This window comes from Pimelobacter sp. 30-1 (assembly GCF_018831735.1).
GTDB lineage: Bacteria > Actinomycetota > Actinomycetes > Propionibacteriales > Nocardioidaceae > Nocardioides.
In genome coordinates this window covers 325506-342944 of sequence record NZ_NHTS01000003.1, presented here as the reverse complement: position 1 = coordinate 342944, position 17439 = coordinate 325506, and the positions used below count along the sequence as shown (strand labels likewise).

At 73.2% G+C, this 17439-nt stretch carries 19 protein-coding genes and 1 tRNA gene; 15 read left to right on the top strand and 5 right to left on the bottom strand.

Going from position 1 to position 17439, the window contains the following annotated elements; genetic code table 11:
• Window positions 1-63: 63 nt before the first annotated feature.
• The 3 genes from CCO04_RS07025 (at window position 64) to CCO04_RS07015 (ending at window position 3088) form a co-directional block, all read left to right on the top strand.
• The gene (locus CCO04_RS07025; RefSeq protein WP_215813399.1) at window positions 64-795 is read left to right on the top strand and encodes a hypothetical protein; all 732 of its coding nucleotides are present in this window, start codon (window positions 64-66) and stop codon (window positions 793-795) included.
• Between the two features lie 122 nt (window positions 796-917).
• Entirely contained in the window at window positions 918-2231 is a 1314-nt protein-coding gene (locus CCO04_RS07020) for a hypothetical protein (RefSeq protein ID WP_215813398.1), read from the top strand.
• Window positions 2232-2311: 80 nt separating this feature from the next.
• On the top strand, window positions 2312-3088 hold the full coding sequence (locus tag CCO04_RS07015; protein WP_215813397.1) for a hypothetical protein: 777 nt from the start codon (window positions 2312-2314) through the stop codon (window positions 3086-3088).
• An 84-nt stretch (window positions 3089-3172) separates the two neighbouring features.
• Here CCO04_RS07015 and CCO04_RS07010 read toward each other — a convergent pair whose 3' ends face one another.
• Window positions 3173-4150 carry an alpha/beta hydrolase family protein gene (locus CCO04_RS07010; RefSeq protein WP_215813396.1) on the bottom strand — a complete coding sequence of 326 codons (978 nt, stop codon included), beginning with the start codon at window positions 4148-4150 and terminating at the stop codon, window positions 3173-3175.
• A gap of 113 nt (window positions 4151-4263) precedes the next feature.
• Between CCO04_RS07010 and CCO04_RS07005 the strand changes: the two genes are divergently transcribed.
• From CCO04_RS07005 to CCO04_RS06995, 3 genes are all read left to right on the top strand, one after another.
• Window positions 4264-5289 carry an AraC family transcriptional regulator gene (locus tag CCO04_RS07005; RefSeq protein WP_215813395.1) on the top strand — a complete coding sequence of 342 codons (1026 nt, stop codon included), beginning with the start codon at window positions 4264-4266 and terminating at the stop codon, window positions 5287-5289.
• Between the two features lie 139 nt (window positions 5290-5428).
• Window positions 5429-6796 (top strand): LCP family protein, encoded by a 1368-nt coding sequence (locus CCO04_RS07000; RefSeq protein WP_215813394.1) that lies wholly within the window; start codon window positions 5429-5431, stop codon window positions 6794-6796.
• On the top strand, window positions 6793-6984 hold the full coding sequence (locus CCO04_RS06995) for a hypothetical protein (protein ID WP_252372835.1): 192 nt from the start codon (window positions 6793-6795) through the stop codon (window positions 6982-6984). Before CCO04_RS07000 ends, CCO04_RS06995 begins: the two co-directional genes overlap by 4 nt.
• 36 nt (window positions 6985-7020) lie before the next feature.
• On the opposite strand, the gene CCO04_RS06990 is transcribed toward CCO04_RS06995, so the two are convergent.
• The 3 genes from CCO04_RS06990 to CCO04_RS06980 all read right to left on the bottom strand — a co-directional run bounded on the left by CCO04_RS06990 (window position 7021) and on the right by CCO04_RS06980 (window position 8495).
• Window positions 7021-7380, bottom strand: coding sequence for an MscL family protein (locus CCO04_RS06990; RefSeq protein ID WP_215813393.1), 360 nt, complete (start codon window positions 7378-7380; stop codon window positions 7021-7023).
• 55 nt (window positions 7381-7435) lie between these two features.
• The gene (locus CCO04_RS06985) at window positions 7436-8080 is read right to left on the bottom strand and encodes an SAF domain-containing protein (RefSeq protein WP_215813392.1); all 645 of its coding nucleotides are present in this window, start codon (window positions 8078-8080) and stop codon (window positions 7436-7438) included.
• 70 nt (window positions 8081-8150) lie between these two features.
• Window positions 8151-8495: an FmdB family zinc ribbon protein gene (locus CCO04_RS06980; RefSeq protein WP_215813391.1), complete on the bottom strand. Its 345-nt coding sequence runs from the start codon at window positions 8493-8495 to the stop codon at window positions 8151-8153.
• Between the two features lie 81 nt (window positions 8496-8576).
• Between CCO04_RS06980 and CCO04_RS06975 the strand changes: the two genes are divergently transcribed.
• Window positions 8577-11222, top strand: a complete 2646-nt coding sequence (locus tag CCO04_RS06975) for a penicillin acylase family protein (RefSeq protein ID WP_215813390.1) — start codon at window positions 8577-8579, stop codon at window positions 11220-11222.
• Here CCO04_RS06975 and CCO04_RS06970 read toward each other — a convergent pair.
• On the bottom strand, window positions 11212-11808 hold the full coding sequence (locus CCO04_RS06970) for a 5-formyltetrahydrofolate cyclo-ligase (protein ID WP_215813389.1): 597 nt from the start codon (window positions 11806-11808) through the stop codon (window positions 11212-11214). The genes CCO04_RS06975 and CCO04_RS06970 overlap by 11 nt on opposite strands.
• A gap of 29 nt (window positions 11809-11837) precedes the next feature.
• Here CCO04_RS06970 and CCO04_RS06965 point away from each other — a divergent pair, with 29 nt between their 5' ends.
• From CCO04_RS06965 to CCO04_RS06930, 8 genes are all read left to right on the top strand, one after another.
• On the top strand, window positions 11838-13229 hold the full coding sequence (locus CCO04_RS06965) for a UTP--glucose-1-phosphate uridylyltransferase (protein ID WP_215813887.1): 1392 nt from the start codon (window positions 11838-11840) through the stop codon (window positions 13227-13229).
• Window positions 13222-14436, top strand: a complete 1215-nt coding sequence (gene glp, locus CCO04_RS06960; protein ID WP_215813388.1) for a gephyrin-like molybdotransferase Glp — start codon at window positions 13222-13224, stop codon at window positions 14434-14436. Before CCO04_RS06965 ends, glp begins: the two co-directional genes overlap by 8 nt.
• Window positions 14429-14911, top strand: coding sequence for a cyclic pyranopterin monophosphate synthase MoaC (gene moaC / locus CCO04_RS06955; protein ID WP_215813387.1), 483 nt, complete (start codon window positions 14429-14431; stop codon window positions 14909-14911). Before glp ends, moaC begins: the two co-directional genes overlap by 8 nt.
• Window positions 14908-15387 carry a molybdenum cofactor biosynthesis protein B gene (locus CCO04_RS06950; protein WP_215813386.1) on the top strand — a complete coding sequence of 160 codons (480 nt, stop codon included), beginning with the start codon at window positions 14908-14910 and terminating at the stop codon, window positions 15385-15387. Before moaC ends, CCO04_RS06950 begins: the two co-directional genes overlap by 4 nt.
• Complete coding sequence (locus tag CCO04_RS06945) at window positions 15384-16031, top strand: GNAT family N-acetyltransferase (RefSeq protein ID WP_252372834.1); 648 nt, start codon at window positions 15384-15386, stop codon at window positions 16029-16031. The genes CCO04_RS06950 and CCO04_RS06945 overlap by 4 nt, the downstream gene beginning before the upstream one ends.
• Before the next feature lie 99 nt (window positions 16032-16130).
• Window positions 16131-17048: a hypothetical protein gene (locus CCO04_RS06940; RefSeq protein ID WP_215813385.1), complete on the top strand. Its 918-nt coding sequence runs from the start codon at window positions 16131-16133 to the stop codon at window positions 17046-17048.
• A gap of 46 nt (window positions 17049-17094) precedes the next feature.
• Window positions 17095-17283 carry a hypothetical protein gene (locus CCO04_RS06935; protein WP_215813384.1) on the top strand — a complete coding sequence of 63 codons (189 nt, stop codon included), beginning with the start codon at window positions 17095-17097 and terminating at the stop codon, window positions 17281-17283.
• A gap of 51 nt (window positions 17284-17334) precedes the next feature.
• Window positions 17335-17410 (top strand) — tRNA-Ala (locus tag CCO04_RS06930).
• Window positions 17411-17439: the final 29 nt, after the last annotated feature.

Genomic DNA, 17439 nt, shown 5'->3' with positions numbered 1-17439 from the left:
ACGGGCTGTCGCCGAAGAGAAGGAATGCCCACGAAGTAGTACCTCACAAGGAGACAACCCCCAATGTTGAACAAGAAGATGATCGGCGCCGCCCTCGGTGCCACCGCCCTGACCGCCAGCCTCGTCGCGGCGACCTCGACCTCGGCCCAGGCCAACCCGAACTGGCAGATGTGGAACGTCACGAGCGGCTCGGCGCTCACGGCCGGCACCACCGTCACCGGTTCCGGCACGCTGAAGTTCACGACCGAGATCAACAACAACCTCACCAGGATCGAGTGCCGGGCCACGGCGGGCCTGTTCAGCCAGACCCTCACCGCGGCCAACGTCGCCGACATCGCGCCCGGTGCGACCCGGTCGATCTCGGTCACCCCGCCCGCCCGGATCTCCTCGTCGAGCAGCGGCTCCACCCTGGGTGTCTGCCAGGACGTCACCAGCGACGTCTGGGGTGGCGGCGGTGCCGTCCCGCTCGACGTCACCACCCAGAACGGCGCGTGGACGCTCAACCTGACGGCGCCCGCCGCCGGTACGCCGGGCGTGGTCTACTCCGGTTCGATCACCGGGACCCTCGCGCTGCCTGCCAACGCCATCGTGTTCGAGGACCCGAGCATCGGTTGTAAGGCGCAGGGGCCGACCGGTGGGGCGACGACCAGCGGCACGTACAACACGGGGACCAACGTGCTCACCGCGAGCCCGCAGGCGTTCGCGGCGACCGCCATCAGCGGCTGCACCATCGCCAACACCCAGCTCACCAGCGGCACGTTGAGCCTCTCGCCGCACCTGTCCCTGAAGTACTGACCGGCTCGCCTCCGGACGCCGTCGCCTCCTCCCGACCCGGTGACGGCTGCAAAGACGGGTGGCCCGCGCAACCTCACTGCGCGGGCCACCCACACCACCCCACCTACAGATGGAGCTGAGCAATGAGACTACTGGACCGCCCGCGCGGGGCGCGGCGTTCTCCACGAGCCCGGAAGGCGCTGGCCCTCGCCGTCGGCACCGGCGTGGTGACCGCGCTCCTGGCCGCGGCGACCCCCGGCAGCGCGTCGGCCGAACCGCTGCCCGAGAACCTGCAGAAGTACGCCAACTGCCCCGTGGACAACCCGGACGTCCGGACCTGCGTCTACGTCAAGGCGACCGGCCTGGAGATGAAGCTGGGTGACTTCGAGCTGGAGACCAGCTCGCCGGTCACCCTCGAGTTCGGGATCAAGCAGGACCCGGAGACCTTCGTGACCACGGTCGTGCCGCCCGACAACGACCTCCAGCAGATCCTCACCGCCGAGCCGATCGAGGTGCCGGGCGGCATCCTCGGCATCCCCGGTGCGGGCATCGGACCGCTGGCGGCCTACGCCACGCCCAAGATGACGGCCCTGCCCAAGGTCAACCTGGGGGCGCTGCGGACCGGCCGGGCGCCGGCGTTCGAGCTGGACCTGCGGGCCCAGATCAGCAACCCGTTCACCGACTTCCTGACGGCGCTGGGCTCCAAGTGCCATGTCGGCAGTGCCAGCGACCCGATCCCGCTGCGGCTCACCACGGGTACCACCGCCCCGCCGCCGCCGAACACCCCGATCAGCGGCCACTTCAACCCCGGCAGCAACGCCGGCCAGCCGGTCGGCGGGCTGAGGTTCCTCGACATCGTGACCGTCGACAACTCGTTCCGGGCGCCGGGCGCGCACGACTGCGGGCTGACGGGCGCGCTGAACTACGTGATCAACGCGCAGGGCGGCCTGCCCTCCGCGGCGGGTACCAACAGCGCGCGGATGACCGCCGACATCTACCAGGTGGACGCCAACACGCTCCGGGCCGCACTGGCCGGCGAGCGGGTCGGCGACGGCGGCTTCGAGGACGCCGGGCTGGGGCCGTGGGCCTGCGCCGGGACCTGCGGCGTCGACCAGGGCCTGGGCAACGCGCGCACCGGCGCCAACAACGGCTGGGTGCGCAAGACCAGCGGGTGGAACGACCTCCACCAGACGGTCGCGCTCAAGAAGAACACCGACTACACCCTGACCGGGTGGATCCGGACGTCGGCCAACAACGCCAACGGCTACTTCGGGGTGCGCAGACCCGGGGGCGGTGCGGTCGTCGCGGAGAAGAAGTACGGCAAGCTGACCGGCTACACGCAGGTCACCGTGAACTTCAACTCCGGCCCGAACGCCTCGCTCGAGGTCTTCGGTGGGCTCTGGGCCTCGGGTGACACCTGGGCCCAGCTCGACGACATCTCGCTGGCCGCGAGCTGATCGAGCGACCGGCCGGGGACGCCGACCCGCGTCCCCGGCCGGTCGCGACCACGACGGACAACAGGAACAGCGAGGACGCCATGAACCGACCCGCGAAGCCCTGGCGCTGGGCACCGCTGCTGGCCGTGGGCGCGGTGGTGCTGACGGTGCTGCCCGGTGCGGCCGCGCCGCCGGGGCCCTCGGCGCCGCAGGCGCCGGTCGTACCGACGGTGGCGGCAGCGGTGCCGCTGCCGGCGGCGTGCAAGCCGAACCCGAACCCGCCGCCGACGGAGTACGGCTTCGTCGCCCGGGTCACCGGTGGCACGGTCGCCGGGGACGGGCCGCTGGAGATCTCCGACATCGACGTCTCCGTGTGCGGCGTGGTCCGGGTCGTCGCGGCCCAGGCCGGCAGCGGGTGCGAGGGCATCCAGGCGCGGTTGGTGATCCCGGCGGACGGGGTGGTCACGCACGGGCTCGAGGCGAGCCTGGTGATCCCCGGGATGCCGCGGATGGAGGACGTGCCGACGCGGGTGGTCGCCTCGCCGATGGCCAGCGACGTCGCCTGCAACGACGAGGACGGGCTGGCGATGGACCTCGACCTCCGGATCAGTGGCTCGGCGGGCATCTTCGGGCTGCAGTGCGAGGTGCCGTTCACCGGTGCGGTCCGGGCGACTGTCACTGGCCCGCTGCTCACGCCGCCGTACGAGGGGCAGACCCGGATCAAGGGCGCGGTGCGGGTCGGGGCGGTGAGCAACAACGACAAGTTCTGCCCCGGCCGGCTGCCGCGGCGGCTCAACCGGATCGCGGAGCTGCCGGCGACGGGCTACCAGGTCGACTGGCCCGCGAAGGTGTCGATCTACCACCCCAGCGCGGGCTGACCGATGGTGCGCACCCTCCCCGGACGACCGAGTGCCCGCGCTCCCAGAAGCGCGGGCACTCGATCCGTGGGGGGGTGTCCCAGGTCAGGCCTTCTTCAGGCGGGCGATGACGCCGTCGATGTCGCGCTGGAGCATGTCGCGGCGGACGAAGTGCCCGCCCGGCAGCTCGTGCCACTCGTGCGGGATACCGCGCGAGGCGAGCAGGCCGCGGAACTCCCGCTGGCCGGCGCGGACGGGCGTCTCGTTGATGTCCTCGTCGAGACCGCAGACGAGGAAGATGCGCTTGTTGAGGTAGCTGTTGAGCCGCTCGACCGGGTTGTCGGCGCTGACCCGGCCCTCGTTCCAGAACGGGGCGCCGTAGACGGTGCCGCCGGCGAGCTCGACGGCCGCCGAGCTGGTGTTGGCCCAGTGGACGACGAGGCCGGCGTCGCGGCGCAGGCTCGCGGGGCCCGAGTGGGCACTGACCGAGGCGAAGTGCCCGTAGTACTTCGCGGTGTACTTCAGCGCGCCGAAGCCGCCCATCGAGAAGCCCGACACGGCGCGGCCGTCGTACTCGGCGTAGGTGCGGAAGTTCGCGTCGACCCAGGGGATCACCTGGTTCATGTGGAAGCTCTCCCAGTTGCGCGGTCCGCTGAACGACGAGACCGGGTTGCTGTACCAGCCGGCACCGCCGCCGTCCGGCATCACCACGATCAGGCGACGTCCCGCGGTCAGGCCGCGGATGTCGTCCTCCATGTCGAACTTGCGGAAGTCCTGGAGGCCGCCGTGGAGCAGGTAGAGCACGGGATAGCGACGCCAGCTGGTCGTGTAGTAGTCGTCGGGCAGGAGCACGTTGACGCCCGGCTGCCAGCCGATCTCGCTGGTCGCGAACCGGAAGTAGTTCATCCGGCCGAACACGGCCTGGTCGGTGATGGTGAGGCCGAAGCCGTTGCCGGCAGCACTCGCCGGTGCGGGCGAGCCGAGGGGGCCCAGGGGGTTGAGCGGGCTCAGGGCGGTCACGGCCGCCGCGCCTCCGGCGAGCTTGAGCAGGCGACGACGGTCAACGGTCCGGTCGGCGTTCATCGATCCTCCGAGGGGGTGGGGGGAGTGGGGTGCGGATGCGACCACTATCGGCGCGCTCTCCGGCGCCGAGCCATGGCCGAGCAGGCCAAGGTCGTTGGCAATTCGGGCCAGTCATGACCGAGTGGTTCGACCGACCCGTGGTGCCGGTCGGGTACGGGCTGCTCATCGAGGAGGTCGCCGCGTCGTTCGGGGTCGGCCCCGAGCTGCGCGCGGCGGCCGGGCTGCCCGCGACCGCCTTCGCCGACCCGCAGGGCCGGCTCACCCCGCTCCAGGCCGGGCACCTGCTGCGGCACGGGATGGACCTGACCGGTGAGCCCGGGCTGGGCTACGAGATCGGGCTCCGCAGCACCGTCACCTCGCACGGCGTCATGGGCTTCGGCCTGCTCACCTCCGCGACCCTGCGCGAGGCCATCGAGCTGGGGGTGGAGTACAGCGCGGTGCGGCTGCCGATGCTGACCCTCGGCCTCGTGCTGGACGGCGACCAGGCCGCGGTCGACGTCCGCGAGACGCGGCCGGTGGGCGACGTCCGCCAGTGCTTGTTCGAGCTCTTCCTGACGGGCCTCGCGCGGATGACGCCGGTGCTGACCGGTCACGGCCAGCACGACGTCGAGCTGTGGTTCGACGGCCCCGAGCCGGAGCACTTCGCCCGCTACCGGGCCCGGCTCCCACCGGTCCGGTTCGGCACCGGCGTCAACCAGGTGCGCTTCCCGGTCGGGCGGCTCGAGGAGCCCATCGACACCGCCAACGCGCTGGCCGCGCGAGTCGCCCAGGCCGAGCTCGCCGAGGAGCGGTGCCGGATCGGGCTCACCGACGACGTCGTCGCCCGGGTGCAGGCGCTGCTGGGCTCCCGCGCCGCCGGTTTCGGCCTGGACGCCGTCGCCGCGGCCATGCACATGTCGACCCGCACCCTCAAGCGGCGGCTGCACGCCGCGGGCACCACCTTCCACGACCTGTCGACCGACGCTCGTCGTACCGAGGCGCTGCACCTGCTGCGCGGATCGGCCCTCGCGGTGGACGAGATCGCCCGCCTCCTCGGGTACGCCGACGCCAGCAGCTTCGTGCGCGCGTTCAAGCGCTGGACCGGCCGGACCCCGGGTGGCTACCGCCGGGCGATTGGGTCCGCGGAGCGGTACCGGTGACAATGGACGGACGCCCGCGTGCTTGTCTCGGACCGTACGGTGGGCGTGGCGCCACCGGGGCGCCGATCGGCGGCTGGCTCGGCAGCGCAGTCGAGCACCCAGATCCGCCGCCCGGCGGGCCCCTACGACCAGGTGATCCATGACGCAGGACGTTGAGACGAGCCGCGCCGCCGGCGAGCCGAGCGTGCCCGGCAGCCGGGCCCGCCGCGTGCCGACCTCCCGGGCGAGCCGCGCCAGCCGTGACGCACGACGTCCGCGCGGGCGCCGCGGCCGCGGCCGGCGCAAGGCCCCCCAGCCGGGCAAGACCGTCTTCAAGGTGATCGCCGCGAGCCTGCTCTCGCTCGCCATGGCGACCGGCGTGGGCGTCGTCCTCGTCTACAACAACTGGAACAACAACCTCAAGCGCGAGGACGTCTCGACGCTGCTCTCGAACCGGCCCGCCAAGGAGCAGGTCGCCGGCCCGAGCGAGCCGCTCAACATCCTGGTGATGGGCTCCGACACCCGCGCGGGCAAGGGCAACGGCATCGACGGCGAGGCCGGCGGTGGCCTGTCCGACACCACGATCCTGTTCCACCTCTCGGCCAACCGCGAGTTCGCCTACGGCATCTCGATCCCGCGCGACACCGCGGTGATGCGCCCCGAGTGCAAGCGCAAGGGTGGCGGGGTCGTCCCGGCGGCCGGCGGCTACGAGAAGTGGAACGCCGCCTACGCGGTCGGCGGTCCCTCCTGCACGATCCAGCAGTTCGAGCAGCTCTCCAAGATCCGCGTCGACAAGTACGTCGTCGTCGACTTCAACCAGTTCAAGGACATGGTCAACGCGCTCGGCGGCGTCGAGGTCTGCATCCCCGAGGACATCGACGACAACGACCACGACATCCACCTCAAGGCCGGCACCCGCGAGATCAAGGGCAACGAGGCGCTCGCCTACGTCCGCGTGCGTTACCGCGTCGGCGACGGCACGGACACCCAGCGGACCCGGCGCCAGCAGGCGTTCATCGGCTCGATGATCAGCAAGGCCCTCTCGGCCGACATGCTGGCCCGCCCCGACCACCTGATCGGGTTCATGAACGCCGCGACCTCGTCGCTGCAGACCGACTTCAAGAGCATCGCCCAGATGGCCGACCTCGCGGTCACCGCCCGCGGCACCGGCGCCGACAACATCAAGTTCGTCACCACCCCGTGGGCCTACTCCGACAAGGTCAGCGGCGGCATCGAGTGGACGCCCGAGGTGCTCAAGCTCTGGCAGCTCGTCCGCAAGGACAAGCCGCTGACGCCCGAGTTCCTCAAGGACGCGCTGAGCGCCGGCGACAAGCCGGACGGCACCGCCTCGGCGGGCACCCCCGGCGGCCCGAGCGGCACGACCAGCGGCTCGGCGAGCGGCTCGGCGTCCAACAGCCCGAGCGGCACGGCCTCCAACGGCGCGACCAACGGCAAGCCGGGCCAGACGCCGACCCAGGACAACGGCCTCTCGACCAGCGGCCGCGAGCAGGCCGGTCTCTGCACGTGAGCGAGCGGTCGGGTCGCCCGGAGTCGGACTGGGAGCGCAAGCGGCGCCTCGCCGAGGTGTTCGGCGACGCCCTGCCCGAGACCACGTCCGACGAGCGGGACGACCGCGACCAGGCCGCCGACCGCGGCGCCGGTCACGACCAGTGGCTGAAATCGCAAGTGCCGCCCCACCACGGCCGGACCGGGTGAGACGGCACTGCTGATCGGCGCCGAGCGCCGCAGGAATCAGGCTCCGCGCGTGGTGAGCGCGTCGCGGATGTCGGTGAGCAGCTGGAGCTGCTCGTCCGGTCCCTCGGGCGCGTCGGGGAAGAAGCGCTCCTTGGCCTTGGTGTAGGGCGTGACGACGAAGAAGTAGACGACAGCGGCCATCACGACGAAGGCGATCACGGCGTTGATGAACGGCGCGACGTCGACGTCGGCGATCAGCAGCCGTCCGACCTCCTGGGCGCCGCCGGCCTTGCCGACGAAGGCGACCAGCATGTCGGTGAAGGTCTTGACGACCGCGGCGAACGCCGTACCGATGATGAACGCGACCGCGAGGTCGACCAGGTTGCCCTGGAGCAGGAACTTCTTGAAGCCGGACATTTTTCTCTCCTCTTCCCGAGGTTTTCTTGTGGAGGCGGTGGGGGGCCAGAAGAAACTAACTGCGACTCCATGTATAAGTCACGTAACTCGCCACGGACGCGGCCGTGACGTGGTACACGTCGCTCGAGCGTAGGGCTACCACGACGAGGCGTCCGGGAAGCGCGCCGTCCTCGGCCGCCGACGCCGCCGGTACGGCGAGCACCACCGCCGCCCGCGCCAGCACCCGGCTCGGGGCCGCCCCGCGCGGGTCGATTGCGAGCAGGTCGAGCACGTCGCCGGCCGCGAGCAGCGCGACCTGACCGGCGTCCGCGAGCCGGATCGGTACGGCGACCGCGCCGGACGGCTGCCCGGTGGCGAGCCCCGGCCCGACCAGTCGTACGTCGGTCAGTGGCTCCCCGCGGCGCAGCGGGGCCGCGAGCGCCCGCCCGAGCGGCGGGGAGCCGGCCGGCACGGCGCCCGCCGGGAGCACGCCGGGCGGGAGCGGGGCGCTGGTCAGGTCACCCGGTGCGAGGACCCGGCCGGCCGGGAGGTCGCGCGCGGCGACCAGGACCGCGGCGGTCGGCGGATCGGGCGGCGCGAGCACGGGGAGGCTGCTCGCGGCGGCGCCGGCGAGCAGCAGGGCGGCGAGGAGCCGGCGGTGGCGCAGCAGGTGGCGGCGCAGGGTCGCGCGGGTGCGGGCGAGGGTCCCGAGAAGGTCCATGCCCGCGACGGTAGGCGCGGACGGCGCCGGGTGCCGGCGTCCTCCACAGGGCCCGCGGATCAGGCGGGGATCAGGCGGGGGAGGCCGCCGCGCTGGTGCTCGAGCCGCCGGAGCTGCTCGACGACGAGGACGACGAGGACGACGACGAGGAGGTCGAGGACGAGGTCGACGAGGTCGAGGACGAGTCCGCGGACCCGGAGGTCGACGTCGACGCCGCCGGTGAGGTCGCGGTGGTGCTCGAGCGGCTGTCGGTCTTGTAGAACCCCGAGCCCTTGAAGACCACGCCGACCGAGCTGAACAGCTTGCGCAGGCGACCCGTGCACTCGGGGCACGTGGTGAGCGCGTCGTCGCTGAAGGACTGGACCTGCTCGAAGGCGTGACCGCACTCGGTGCACTGGTACTGGTACGTGGGCATCGGCGATCTCCGGTTGGCACTCTCGACTTTCGAGTGCCAATGCTACGTCACGACCCCAGGTCCGGGCACAATGGCGGCACCATGGTGGAGGCAGACAACGGCGTGGACGCCGCGACGACGACCGCGCCGACGACCCGGCCCCGACCGTGGCCCCGGGTGCTGCGCTGGGCGAGCGTGGTGGGGGTGCTGCTCGTGCTCGCGCTCGTGGCGGGCCTGACCACCTCGGTCGTCCTGGTGCGCAAGTCGTGGCCGCAGACCTCCGGCGAGCTCACCCTCAACGGCCTCGAGGGCGAGGTCCGGGTGGTGCGCGACGACGCCGGGATCCCGCAGATCTACGCCGACTCCACCCACGACCTGATGCTGGCCCAGGGCTTCGTGGCCGCCCAGGACCGCTTCTTCGAGATGGACGTGCGCCGCCACGCGACCGCGGGCCGGCTCTCCGAGCTGTTCGGCGACGCCGGTCTCGAGAGCGACCTCGTGGTCCGCACCCTCGGCTGGCGCGAGGTCGCCGAGGAGGAGCTGCCGCTGCTCAAGCCGGCGACCCGCAGCGCGCTCGACGCCTACGCCCAGGGCGTCAACGCCTACATGGAGAGCCGCTCGCTCTCGGAGATGTCGCTGGAGTACACCCTCCTCGACCTCACCGGCCTCGACTACCAGCCCGAGAAGTGGACGGCGGTCGACTCGATCGCGTGGCTCAAGGCGATGGCCTGGGACCTGCGCGGCAACCTCGACGAGGAGATCGGCCGGGCCCTGGCCAGCGCCGCGGTCGGACCGGAGCGGGCCGCCGACCTCTACCCGTCGTACCCCTACGACCAGCACCAGCCGATCGTCCAGCAGGGCGGAGTGGTCGGGAAGCGCTTCGACCAGGACGCCGAGGCGGGCGGCCGGCGGCTGCTCCCGCGCCCGCCGCTCGACCCCGACGTCACCCGGGCGCTGGCGTCGGTACGCCGCGTCCTCGACGGGGTCCCGGCGCTGCTCGGCAAGGGCGACGGCATCGGCAGCAACGCCTGGGTCGTCGACGGCGACCGCACCGACACCGGCGCGCCGATCCTGGCCAACGACCCCCACCTCGGCATCTCGCTGCCCGGGGTGTGGACCCAGGTCGGCCTGCACTGCCGCTCGGTCTCCCCGGCCTGCCCCTACGACGTGGCGGGCTTCAGCTTCTCGGGCGTGCCCGGCGTGGTGATCGGCCACAACCGCGACATCGCCTGGGGCTTCACCAACCTCGGGCCCGACGTCACCGACCTCTACGTCGAGCGGGTCCGCGGCGACACCTGGCAGTACGACGGCCAGCAGCTCCCGCTCACGCTGCGCAAGGAGAAGATCGAGGTCAAGGGCGGCGACGACGTCGAGATCACCGTGCGCTCCACCAGCCACGGCCCCCTGCTCTCCGACCTCGCCTCCGCCGCGGCGGACGCCGGCGTCGACCTCACCGAGGACGGTCTCGTCGACCAGGTCACCGACGTCGGCACCGCCGGCCTCGACGACGACGGCCAGGAGCACGCCGTGTCCCTGGCCTGGACCGCCCTGACCCCGCGGCCCACCGCCGACGCCCTGCTCGCGCTCGACCGGGCGAGCGACTGGAACGAGTTCCGCGCCGCGCTGTCGGACTTCGCCGCGCCCGGCCAGAACGTCGTCTACGCCGACACCCAGGGACACATCGGCTACCAGGCGACGGGCCTGGTCCCGATCCGGCGGGCGGGCAACGACGGCCGGCTGCCGGCCGCGGGCTGGCGCCGTGACACCGACTGGACCGGCCGGCACATCCCGTACGACGCGCTGCCCCACGTGCTCGACCCGGCCTCGGGGATCATCGCCACCGCCAACCAGGCGGTCATCGACCCGGGCCGCTACGCGCCGTACCTGACCTCCGACTGGGACCTGGGCTACCGCTCGAACCGGATCGACCAGCTGCTCGCCGCCGACGACGAGCTGAGCGTCGACGCGATGAGCGCGATCCAGCTCGACGACTGGAGCGCGATCGGCGAGGTGCTCACGCCGTACCTGCTCGAGGTGGACCTGCCGCGCGGCTACTACTCCGACGGCCAGCGGCTGCTGCGCTCGTGGAACTACCGCGAGGGCGCCGACAGCGCCGCGGCGGCGTACTTCAACGCGGTCTGGCGTCAGGTGCTGCACCGGACGTTCGCCGACGAGCTGCCCGAGGGGCTGCGTCCCGACGGCGGCGACCGGTGGTTCGCGGTGGTGAGCGCGCTCCTGCCGCGCGCCCGGGCGACCTGGTGGGACGACATCAGCACCGACGACAAGGTCGAGCGGCGCAACGACATCCTGCGCGCCTCGATGATCGCCGCCCGCGACGAGCTCACCGCGCTGGAGTCCCCGGACACCGACGAGTGGTCCTGGGGCCGGCTGCACCGGCTCGAGCTCCGCTCGGCCACGCTGGGGGAGTCCGGCATCGGGATCATCGAGCGGCTGTTCAACCGCGGCGGCTGGAAGGTCGGCGGCGGCAGCTCGCTGGTCAACGCGACCTCGTGGGACGCCCGCGAGGGCTACGAGGTCACCACTGCGCCGTCGATGCGGATGGTGGTGCCGCTCGACGACCTCGATGCGGCGCGCTGGGTCAACCTGACCGGCGTCTCGGGCCACGCCTTCCACCCGAACTACACCGACCAGACCGACCTCTGGGCACGCGGCGAGACCCTGCCGTGGGCGTTCTCCGAGGACGACGTCGACCAGGCCGGCGAGGACGTGCTCGTCCTCAAGCCGTGAACCGGACGACCCCTCCGGGCGTCGCCGCCGCGCTGACCGGCCGGTCGTGCGGCTCGGCGGGGACGGCGGGGAGCAGCTCGTCGTCGTACAGCAGGACGCAGGTGAAGGTGCCGACCGGCACCCGGGCGAGCGCCCGGTCGTAGGACCCGCCCCCGCGGCCCAGGCGCAGCCCCGCGGGCGAGGCCGCGAGCCCGGGCACCAGGACGACGTCCGCGGTGGCGACCGCGCCGACGCCGAGGGTGGGCCCGGCCGGCTCGAGCAGCCCGCGGCGGGCGGGGGCGAGCGAGGTGGGCCCGTGGTAGCGCGCCCAGTCGAGGTCGTTGTCGGGCAGCAGCACCGGCAGCAGCACGTGCTTGCCGGCCTCGGTCAGCCGGTCCAGGAGGGCGGTGGTGCCGGGCTCCGTGCCGACCGAGACGTACGCCGCCACGGTGGCCGCGCGGCGTACCTCGGGGGTGGCGAGCAGGTGCTCGGCGAGCGCGCGGGCGGCCTCGCCGACCTCGGTCAGGGGCCGTCGCCGGCGGGCGGTGAGGAGCTGGTCGCGGACCGCGGTCTTGGCCGCCCCTTGGCACGGATGTGGAGCCGTCACCAGTCCAGCCTACGATCGGCAGTATGGGTATGACTGGTCGTAGTGGCGGCCTGGAGAAGGCGCGGGCGAAGATGCTCGACGCGGGCGTGGACGCGGTCGCCGTCGACACCTTCGCGCACTACTACCGCCTGCTGGAGCACGGTGAGACCGGGATGATCCCCGAGTCGAGCATCGAGCCGGTCGACATCGAGAGCCTCGCCGACGTCGAGGTCTCCGACGAGGTCGCGGCCGCGGCCGTCGCCCAGACCGTGGCGATCAAGCTCAACGGCGGTCTCGGCACGTCGATGGGCATGGACCGGGCCAAGTCGCTGCTGTGCGTGCGCCGCGGGCTGTCGTTCCTCGACATCATCGCCCGCCAGGCGCTGCACCTGCGCGGGCTCTACGGCGCGCGGCTGCCGCTGATCTTCATGAACTCCTTCCGCACCTCCTCCGACACCCTCCACGCGCTCGGCCGCTACGAGGACCTGGCGACCGAGGGACTGCCGCTGGAGTTCCTGCAGAACAAGGAGCCCAAGCTCCTCACCGCCGACCTCACCCCGGCCTCCTGGCCCAAGGAGCCCGACCTCGAGTGGTGTCCGCCCGGGCACGGCGACATCTACACCGCGCTGCGCGGCAGCGGGCTCCTCGACCGGCTGATCGAGCAGGGCTACCGCTACGCCTTCGTCTCCAACTCCGACAACCTCGGCGCCGTCCCCGACGCGCGGGTGGCCGGCTGGTTCGCCGGCACGGGCGCCCCCTTCGCGATCGAGGCCGTACGCCGGACGGTCTCCGACCGCAAGGGCGGCCAGTTCGCCCGGCGCAAGGCCGACGGCCGGATCGTGCTGCGCGAGACCGCCCAGACCCTCGACGAGGACAAGGCCGCCGCGGCCGACCTCGAGAAGCACCGCTTCACCTCGACCAACAACCTGTGGTTCGACCTGCACGCGATGAAGGCCAAGCTCGACGAGCGCGAGGGCATCCTCGGCCTGCCGCTGATCCGCAACGTCAAGCACCTCGACCCGGCCGACCCCACCTCGCCCGAGGTGGTCCAGATCGAGACCGCGATGGGGGCCGCGATCGAGGTGTTCGAGGGCGCCCGGCTGATCGAGGTCGGCCGCGACCGCTTCATCCCGGTCAAGACCACCAACGACCTGCTCGTGCTGCGCTCCGACGTCTACGAGATCGGCGCCGACTTCGCGCTCACCCAGGTCGCCGCCGACGTGCCCTACGTCGACCTCGACGGCGAGCACTACAAGCTGGTCGGCGAGTTCGACAAGCGCTTCCCCGAGGGCGCGCCCTCGCTGGCCAAGGCCTCCTCCTTCAAGGTCGACGGCGACTGGACGTTCGGTCACGGGGTCCAGGTCGTCGGCGCGGTCGAGCTCGAGGGCCGCGGCGCCCAGCGCATCCCGGCCGGCGAGGTGCTGTCCGGGGCGGATGACTGACCCCGGAGCGGCGCCGGCGCCGGCGCCGTCCGTCGCCGAGCACCGCGCCCGGGTCCTCGCGGGGGCCGGTGCGCTCGCCCGCACCGAGCGCGTGCCGCTGACCGCCGCGCTCGGCCGCCGGCTCGCCGCCGACGTCGTCGCGACGCTCGCGGTGCCGCCCTTCGACCACTCCGCGATGGACGGCTTCGCCGTGCGCACCGCGGACCTGGGGGCGCTGCCGGCCGAGCTGCCGGTGACCGGCGTCGTCGCGGCGGGCGATGACGTCGTACCGCTGGGGGAGGGGGCGGCGGTCCGGATCATGACCGGAGCCCCGGTGCCCCCAGGGGCCGACGTGGTCATCCCGTTCGAGTGGACCACCGGTGCGGACCCCGTCCGGATCGAGCGCGCCGCCGCGCCCGGCCGGCACATCCGCCGCGAGGGCGAGGACGTCGGCGCGGGCGAGATCGCCCTCCGCGCCGGGACCCGCCTCGGTCCGGCCCAGCTCGGGCTGCTCACCTCGGTCGGCGCGACCGAGGTCGAGGTCCGGGTCCGGCCGCGGCTCGCCGTGGTCTCGACCGGTGCCGAGCTGGTCGGCGGCCAGGTCCCCGACAGCAACACCCCGACCCTCCTGGCCGCGGGCCGGGCGGCGGGGTCGGACGCGAGCGCCTTCGGGCCCGCGCCCGACGACCCGCAGCGCTTCCTCGCCCTGCTCCAGGCGGCCGCCGACGCCGCGGACGTCGTGGTCACCACCGGCGGCATCTCGGCCGGCGACCACGACGTGGTCAAGGCCGCACTGCGCGAGCGCGACGGCTTCTGGTTCGGACCGGTCGCGATGAAGCCGGGGCGTCCCCAGGGCTGCGGCGTCCTGGTCGCGAGCGACGGCCGCCGGGTCCCGGTGGTCACCCTGCCGGGGACGCCGATCGCGGCGTACGCCTCGTTCCTGCTCTACGTCGTCCCGCTGCTGCGCACCCTCGCCGGCACTCCCTGGGAGCCGGTCACCGCGCCCCTCGCCGAGGCGGTCACCGCGACCGACCGGACCGTCCTGCTGCCCGCGCGCCACGTCGAGAACGGCCGGATCGCCGCCCTGCCCGGGCACGCCGGGCACTCCCAGCGCCTGCTCGCGGCGGCCGACGCGTTGCTCGTCGTACCGCCAAGCGCGAGGCTGGTCCCCGAGGGCACGCCGGTCGAGGTGCTGGCCCTGCATCCCGAGGAGGAGCCCCATGGCTGACGAGCAGCCCGCCCGGCTGACCCATGTCGACGCCTCCGGCGCGGCCCGGATGGTCGACGTCTCGGCCAAGGACGTGACCCGCCGGGTGGCGACCGCGTCCGGCCGGGTCCTGGTCTCGCCCGAGGTCGTCGCGCTGCTGCGCGGCGACGGCGTGCCCAAGGGCGACGCGCTCGCGGTCGCCCGGATCGCCGGCATCATGGGCGCCAAGCAGACCCCCGCGCTCATCCCGCTGTGCCACCCGCTCGCCGTCTCCGGCGTCACCGTCGACCTCACCGTCGCCGACGACGCCGTCGAGATCACCGCCAGCGTCAAGACCACCGACCGCACCGGCGTCGAGATGGAGGCGCTGACCGCCGTCTCGGTCGCCGCGCTGACCGTCGTCGACATGGTCAAGGCCGTCGACAAGGGCGCGGTCATCACCGACATCCGGGTCGAGACCAAGACCGGCGGCAAGTCGGGGGACTGGTCGCGATGAGCGCGCTGCCCGCGGTGGTGGTCGTGGCCTCCAACCGCGCCGCCGCCGGTGTCTACGACGACACGACCGGTCCGCTCCTCGTCGACGCGCTGCGGGCCTGGGGCTTCGCCGTGGACGCGCCCGTCGTCCGGCCCGACGGGGAGCCGGTCGGCGAGGCGATCGCCGCCGCGATCGCCGCGGGTGCCCGCGTCGTGCTGACCACCGGCGGCACCGGGCTCACACCCACCGACCGCACCCCCGAGGTGACCCGCCCCCTGCTCGACCGCGAGGTGCCCGGCCTGGCCGAGGCGATCCGCGCGGCCGGCGTCGCCAAGGGCGTCCCGACCGCCGTGCTCTCCCGCGGTCTGGCCGGCATCGCCGGCCAGACCCTCGTGGTCAACCTGCCCGGCTCGCGCGGCGGGGTGAAGGACGCGCTCGCCGTTCTCGAGCCGGTCCTCGTCCACGCCGTCGAGCAGATCGTCGGGAGCGACCATTGAGCGAGGCTCCCCGTGAGCGGATGGTCGTCGGCGTCCCCGGCCGCGCCTGGCCCAACGAGCTGATCTCCGGCACCGACCCCGTCGTCCGGCTGCGCCCGATCGCGCGCAGCGACGCCCGGGCCTGGCGCGCGGCCCGGCGCCGCAACGCCCTCTGGCTGGCCCGCTGGGACGCCACCGCGCCGCCCGGCGCCGACGCCCGGCCGACCTCGTTCCGGGTGCTGGTACGGCGGCTGCGCAGGGCCGCGCACCGCGGGACGACGTACCCGTTCGTGGTGGAGGTGGACGGCGTCTTCGCCGGCCAGGTCAGCGTCAACAACATCGTGCGCGGCTCGGCGCAGTTCGCGTCGGTCGGGTACTGGATCGACCAGCAGTTCGCCGGGCGCGGTGTCATCCCGCGCGCGGTCGCGATGGTGATCGACCACTGCTTCTTCGTCGCCGGGCTGCACCGGATCGAGATCTGCATCCGCCCGGAGAACTCCAACTCGCTGCGCGTGGTGGAGAAGCTCGGCGTCCGCGAGGTCGGCTACGCGCCGCGGTTCCTGCACATCGACGGCGACTGGCGCGACCACCGGATCTTCGCGATCACCAAGGAGGAGGCGCCCCGCGGCGTCCTCGCTCGCCTCGATCGGCCTGCCCCGGACTGACGGCGTCGGGCCGGCAAATCACATGCGTCACATCAATCAATTCGTGACACACCGATGGACATGCGCCCCACATTGAGGTAGCGCTCCTAACCTCTCGGTGTGGACCTGAGCGCACTCATCTTCGTCGCACTGGCGGTGGCCTGGGTCGTCTACCTCGTGCCGAAGGCACTGCGCCACCACGAGGAGGACGCCGTCAGCCGCTCGGTCGACCGCTTCTCCGACCGCCTGCGCGTGCTCGCCCGGCGCGATGCGGTCTCCGCTCGCGAGGCCGAGCTCGTCACCTCCGACGCTCCCGTCGCCGACGCCCCGGCCGAGGCCGAGGCTGCTGCCGAGCCGGTTGCCGAGCCCGTTGCCGAGCCCGTTGCCGAGCCCGCGGCGCCCACCCCTGCGCCGCGTGCCGTCCGCTCCCCGGTCGCCCGCCGGGCCGCCGCCCGTCGCGCGGCCCAGCGCCGCCGCCGGGTCCTCGGCACCCTCGTGCTGCTCACCCTCGTCGTCACCGGCCTCGCCGTCGGCGGCGTCATCGCGACCCCCTGGATCGCCGCGCCCCTGACCCTCCTCGCCGCCTGGCTCGTCGCCTGCCGCCTGATGGTCCGCAACGAGCGCGCCGCCCGCGCCGCCGCCACCGCGCCGGCCCGCCGGCGCCGTCGTACGCTCGCGGACGAGGAGCTGGCCGCCGAGGACGCCGCGGCCTCCGACACCGCCCCCGAGCCCGACCTCCCGGCCGAGCCCGGAGGCGTGGTCGCCGAGCTCGCCGACGACGACACCGGCGAGATCCCGGCGATCACCGCCGAGGTCGCCGACGGCTGGACCCCGGTCGCCGTCCCCCTCCCGACGTACGTCGCCAAGGCGCCGGCCGGCCGCACCGTCCGCACCATCGACCTCGACGCCACCGGCGTGTGGAGCTCGGGCCGCAACGAGGCCGACTCCCAGCTCGCCCGCGAGGCCGACGCCCAGCGCGCCGACGCCGCCGCGGCCGCCGCTACGGACGCCGACGAGCGCCGCGCCACCGGCAGCTGACCCACCTCCAGAGGTTGTCCCCGCCCGGTCCGGGTAACGCCGGGCCATGACCTCTTCGACCCCTCCGCACCGCGCCAACCGTCCCAGCGACGAGACCGCCGCCGACCGCCAGGCCGCGCAGCAGACCCGTGAGCAGGAGAAGAAGTGGGGCGACGCCGTCCCCGGTGACCGCGCCGACGACCCGGGCGATGACACGGGCGACGACACCCGGTCGGCCGGCCGAGGTCGTGGTTGAGGGCCCGATTCGGACGTCCCCGACCACGGGTGCTACCGTTTCTCCTCGCTTGGGGGTGTGGCGCAGTTGGTAGCGCGTCTCGTTCGCAATGAGAAGGTCAGGGGTTCGAATCCCCTCACCTCCACCAGCAAGCAAGAACCGGCAGGTCCCCGCTGA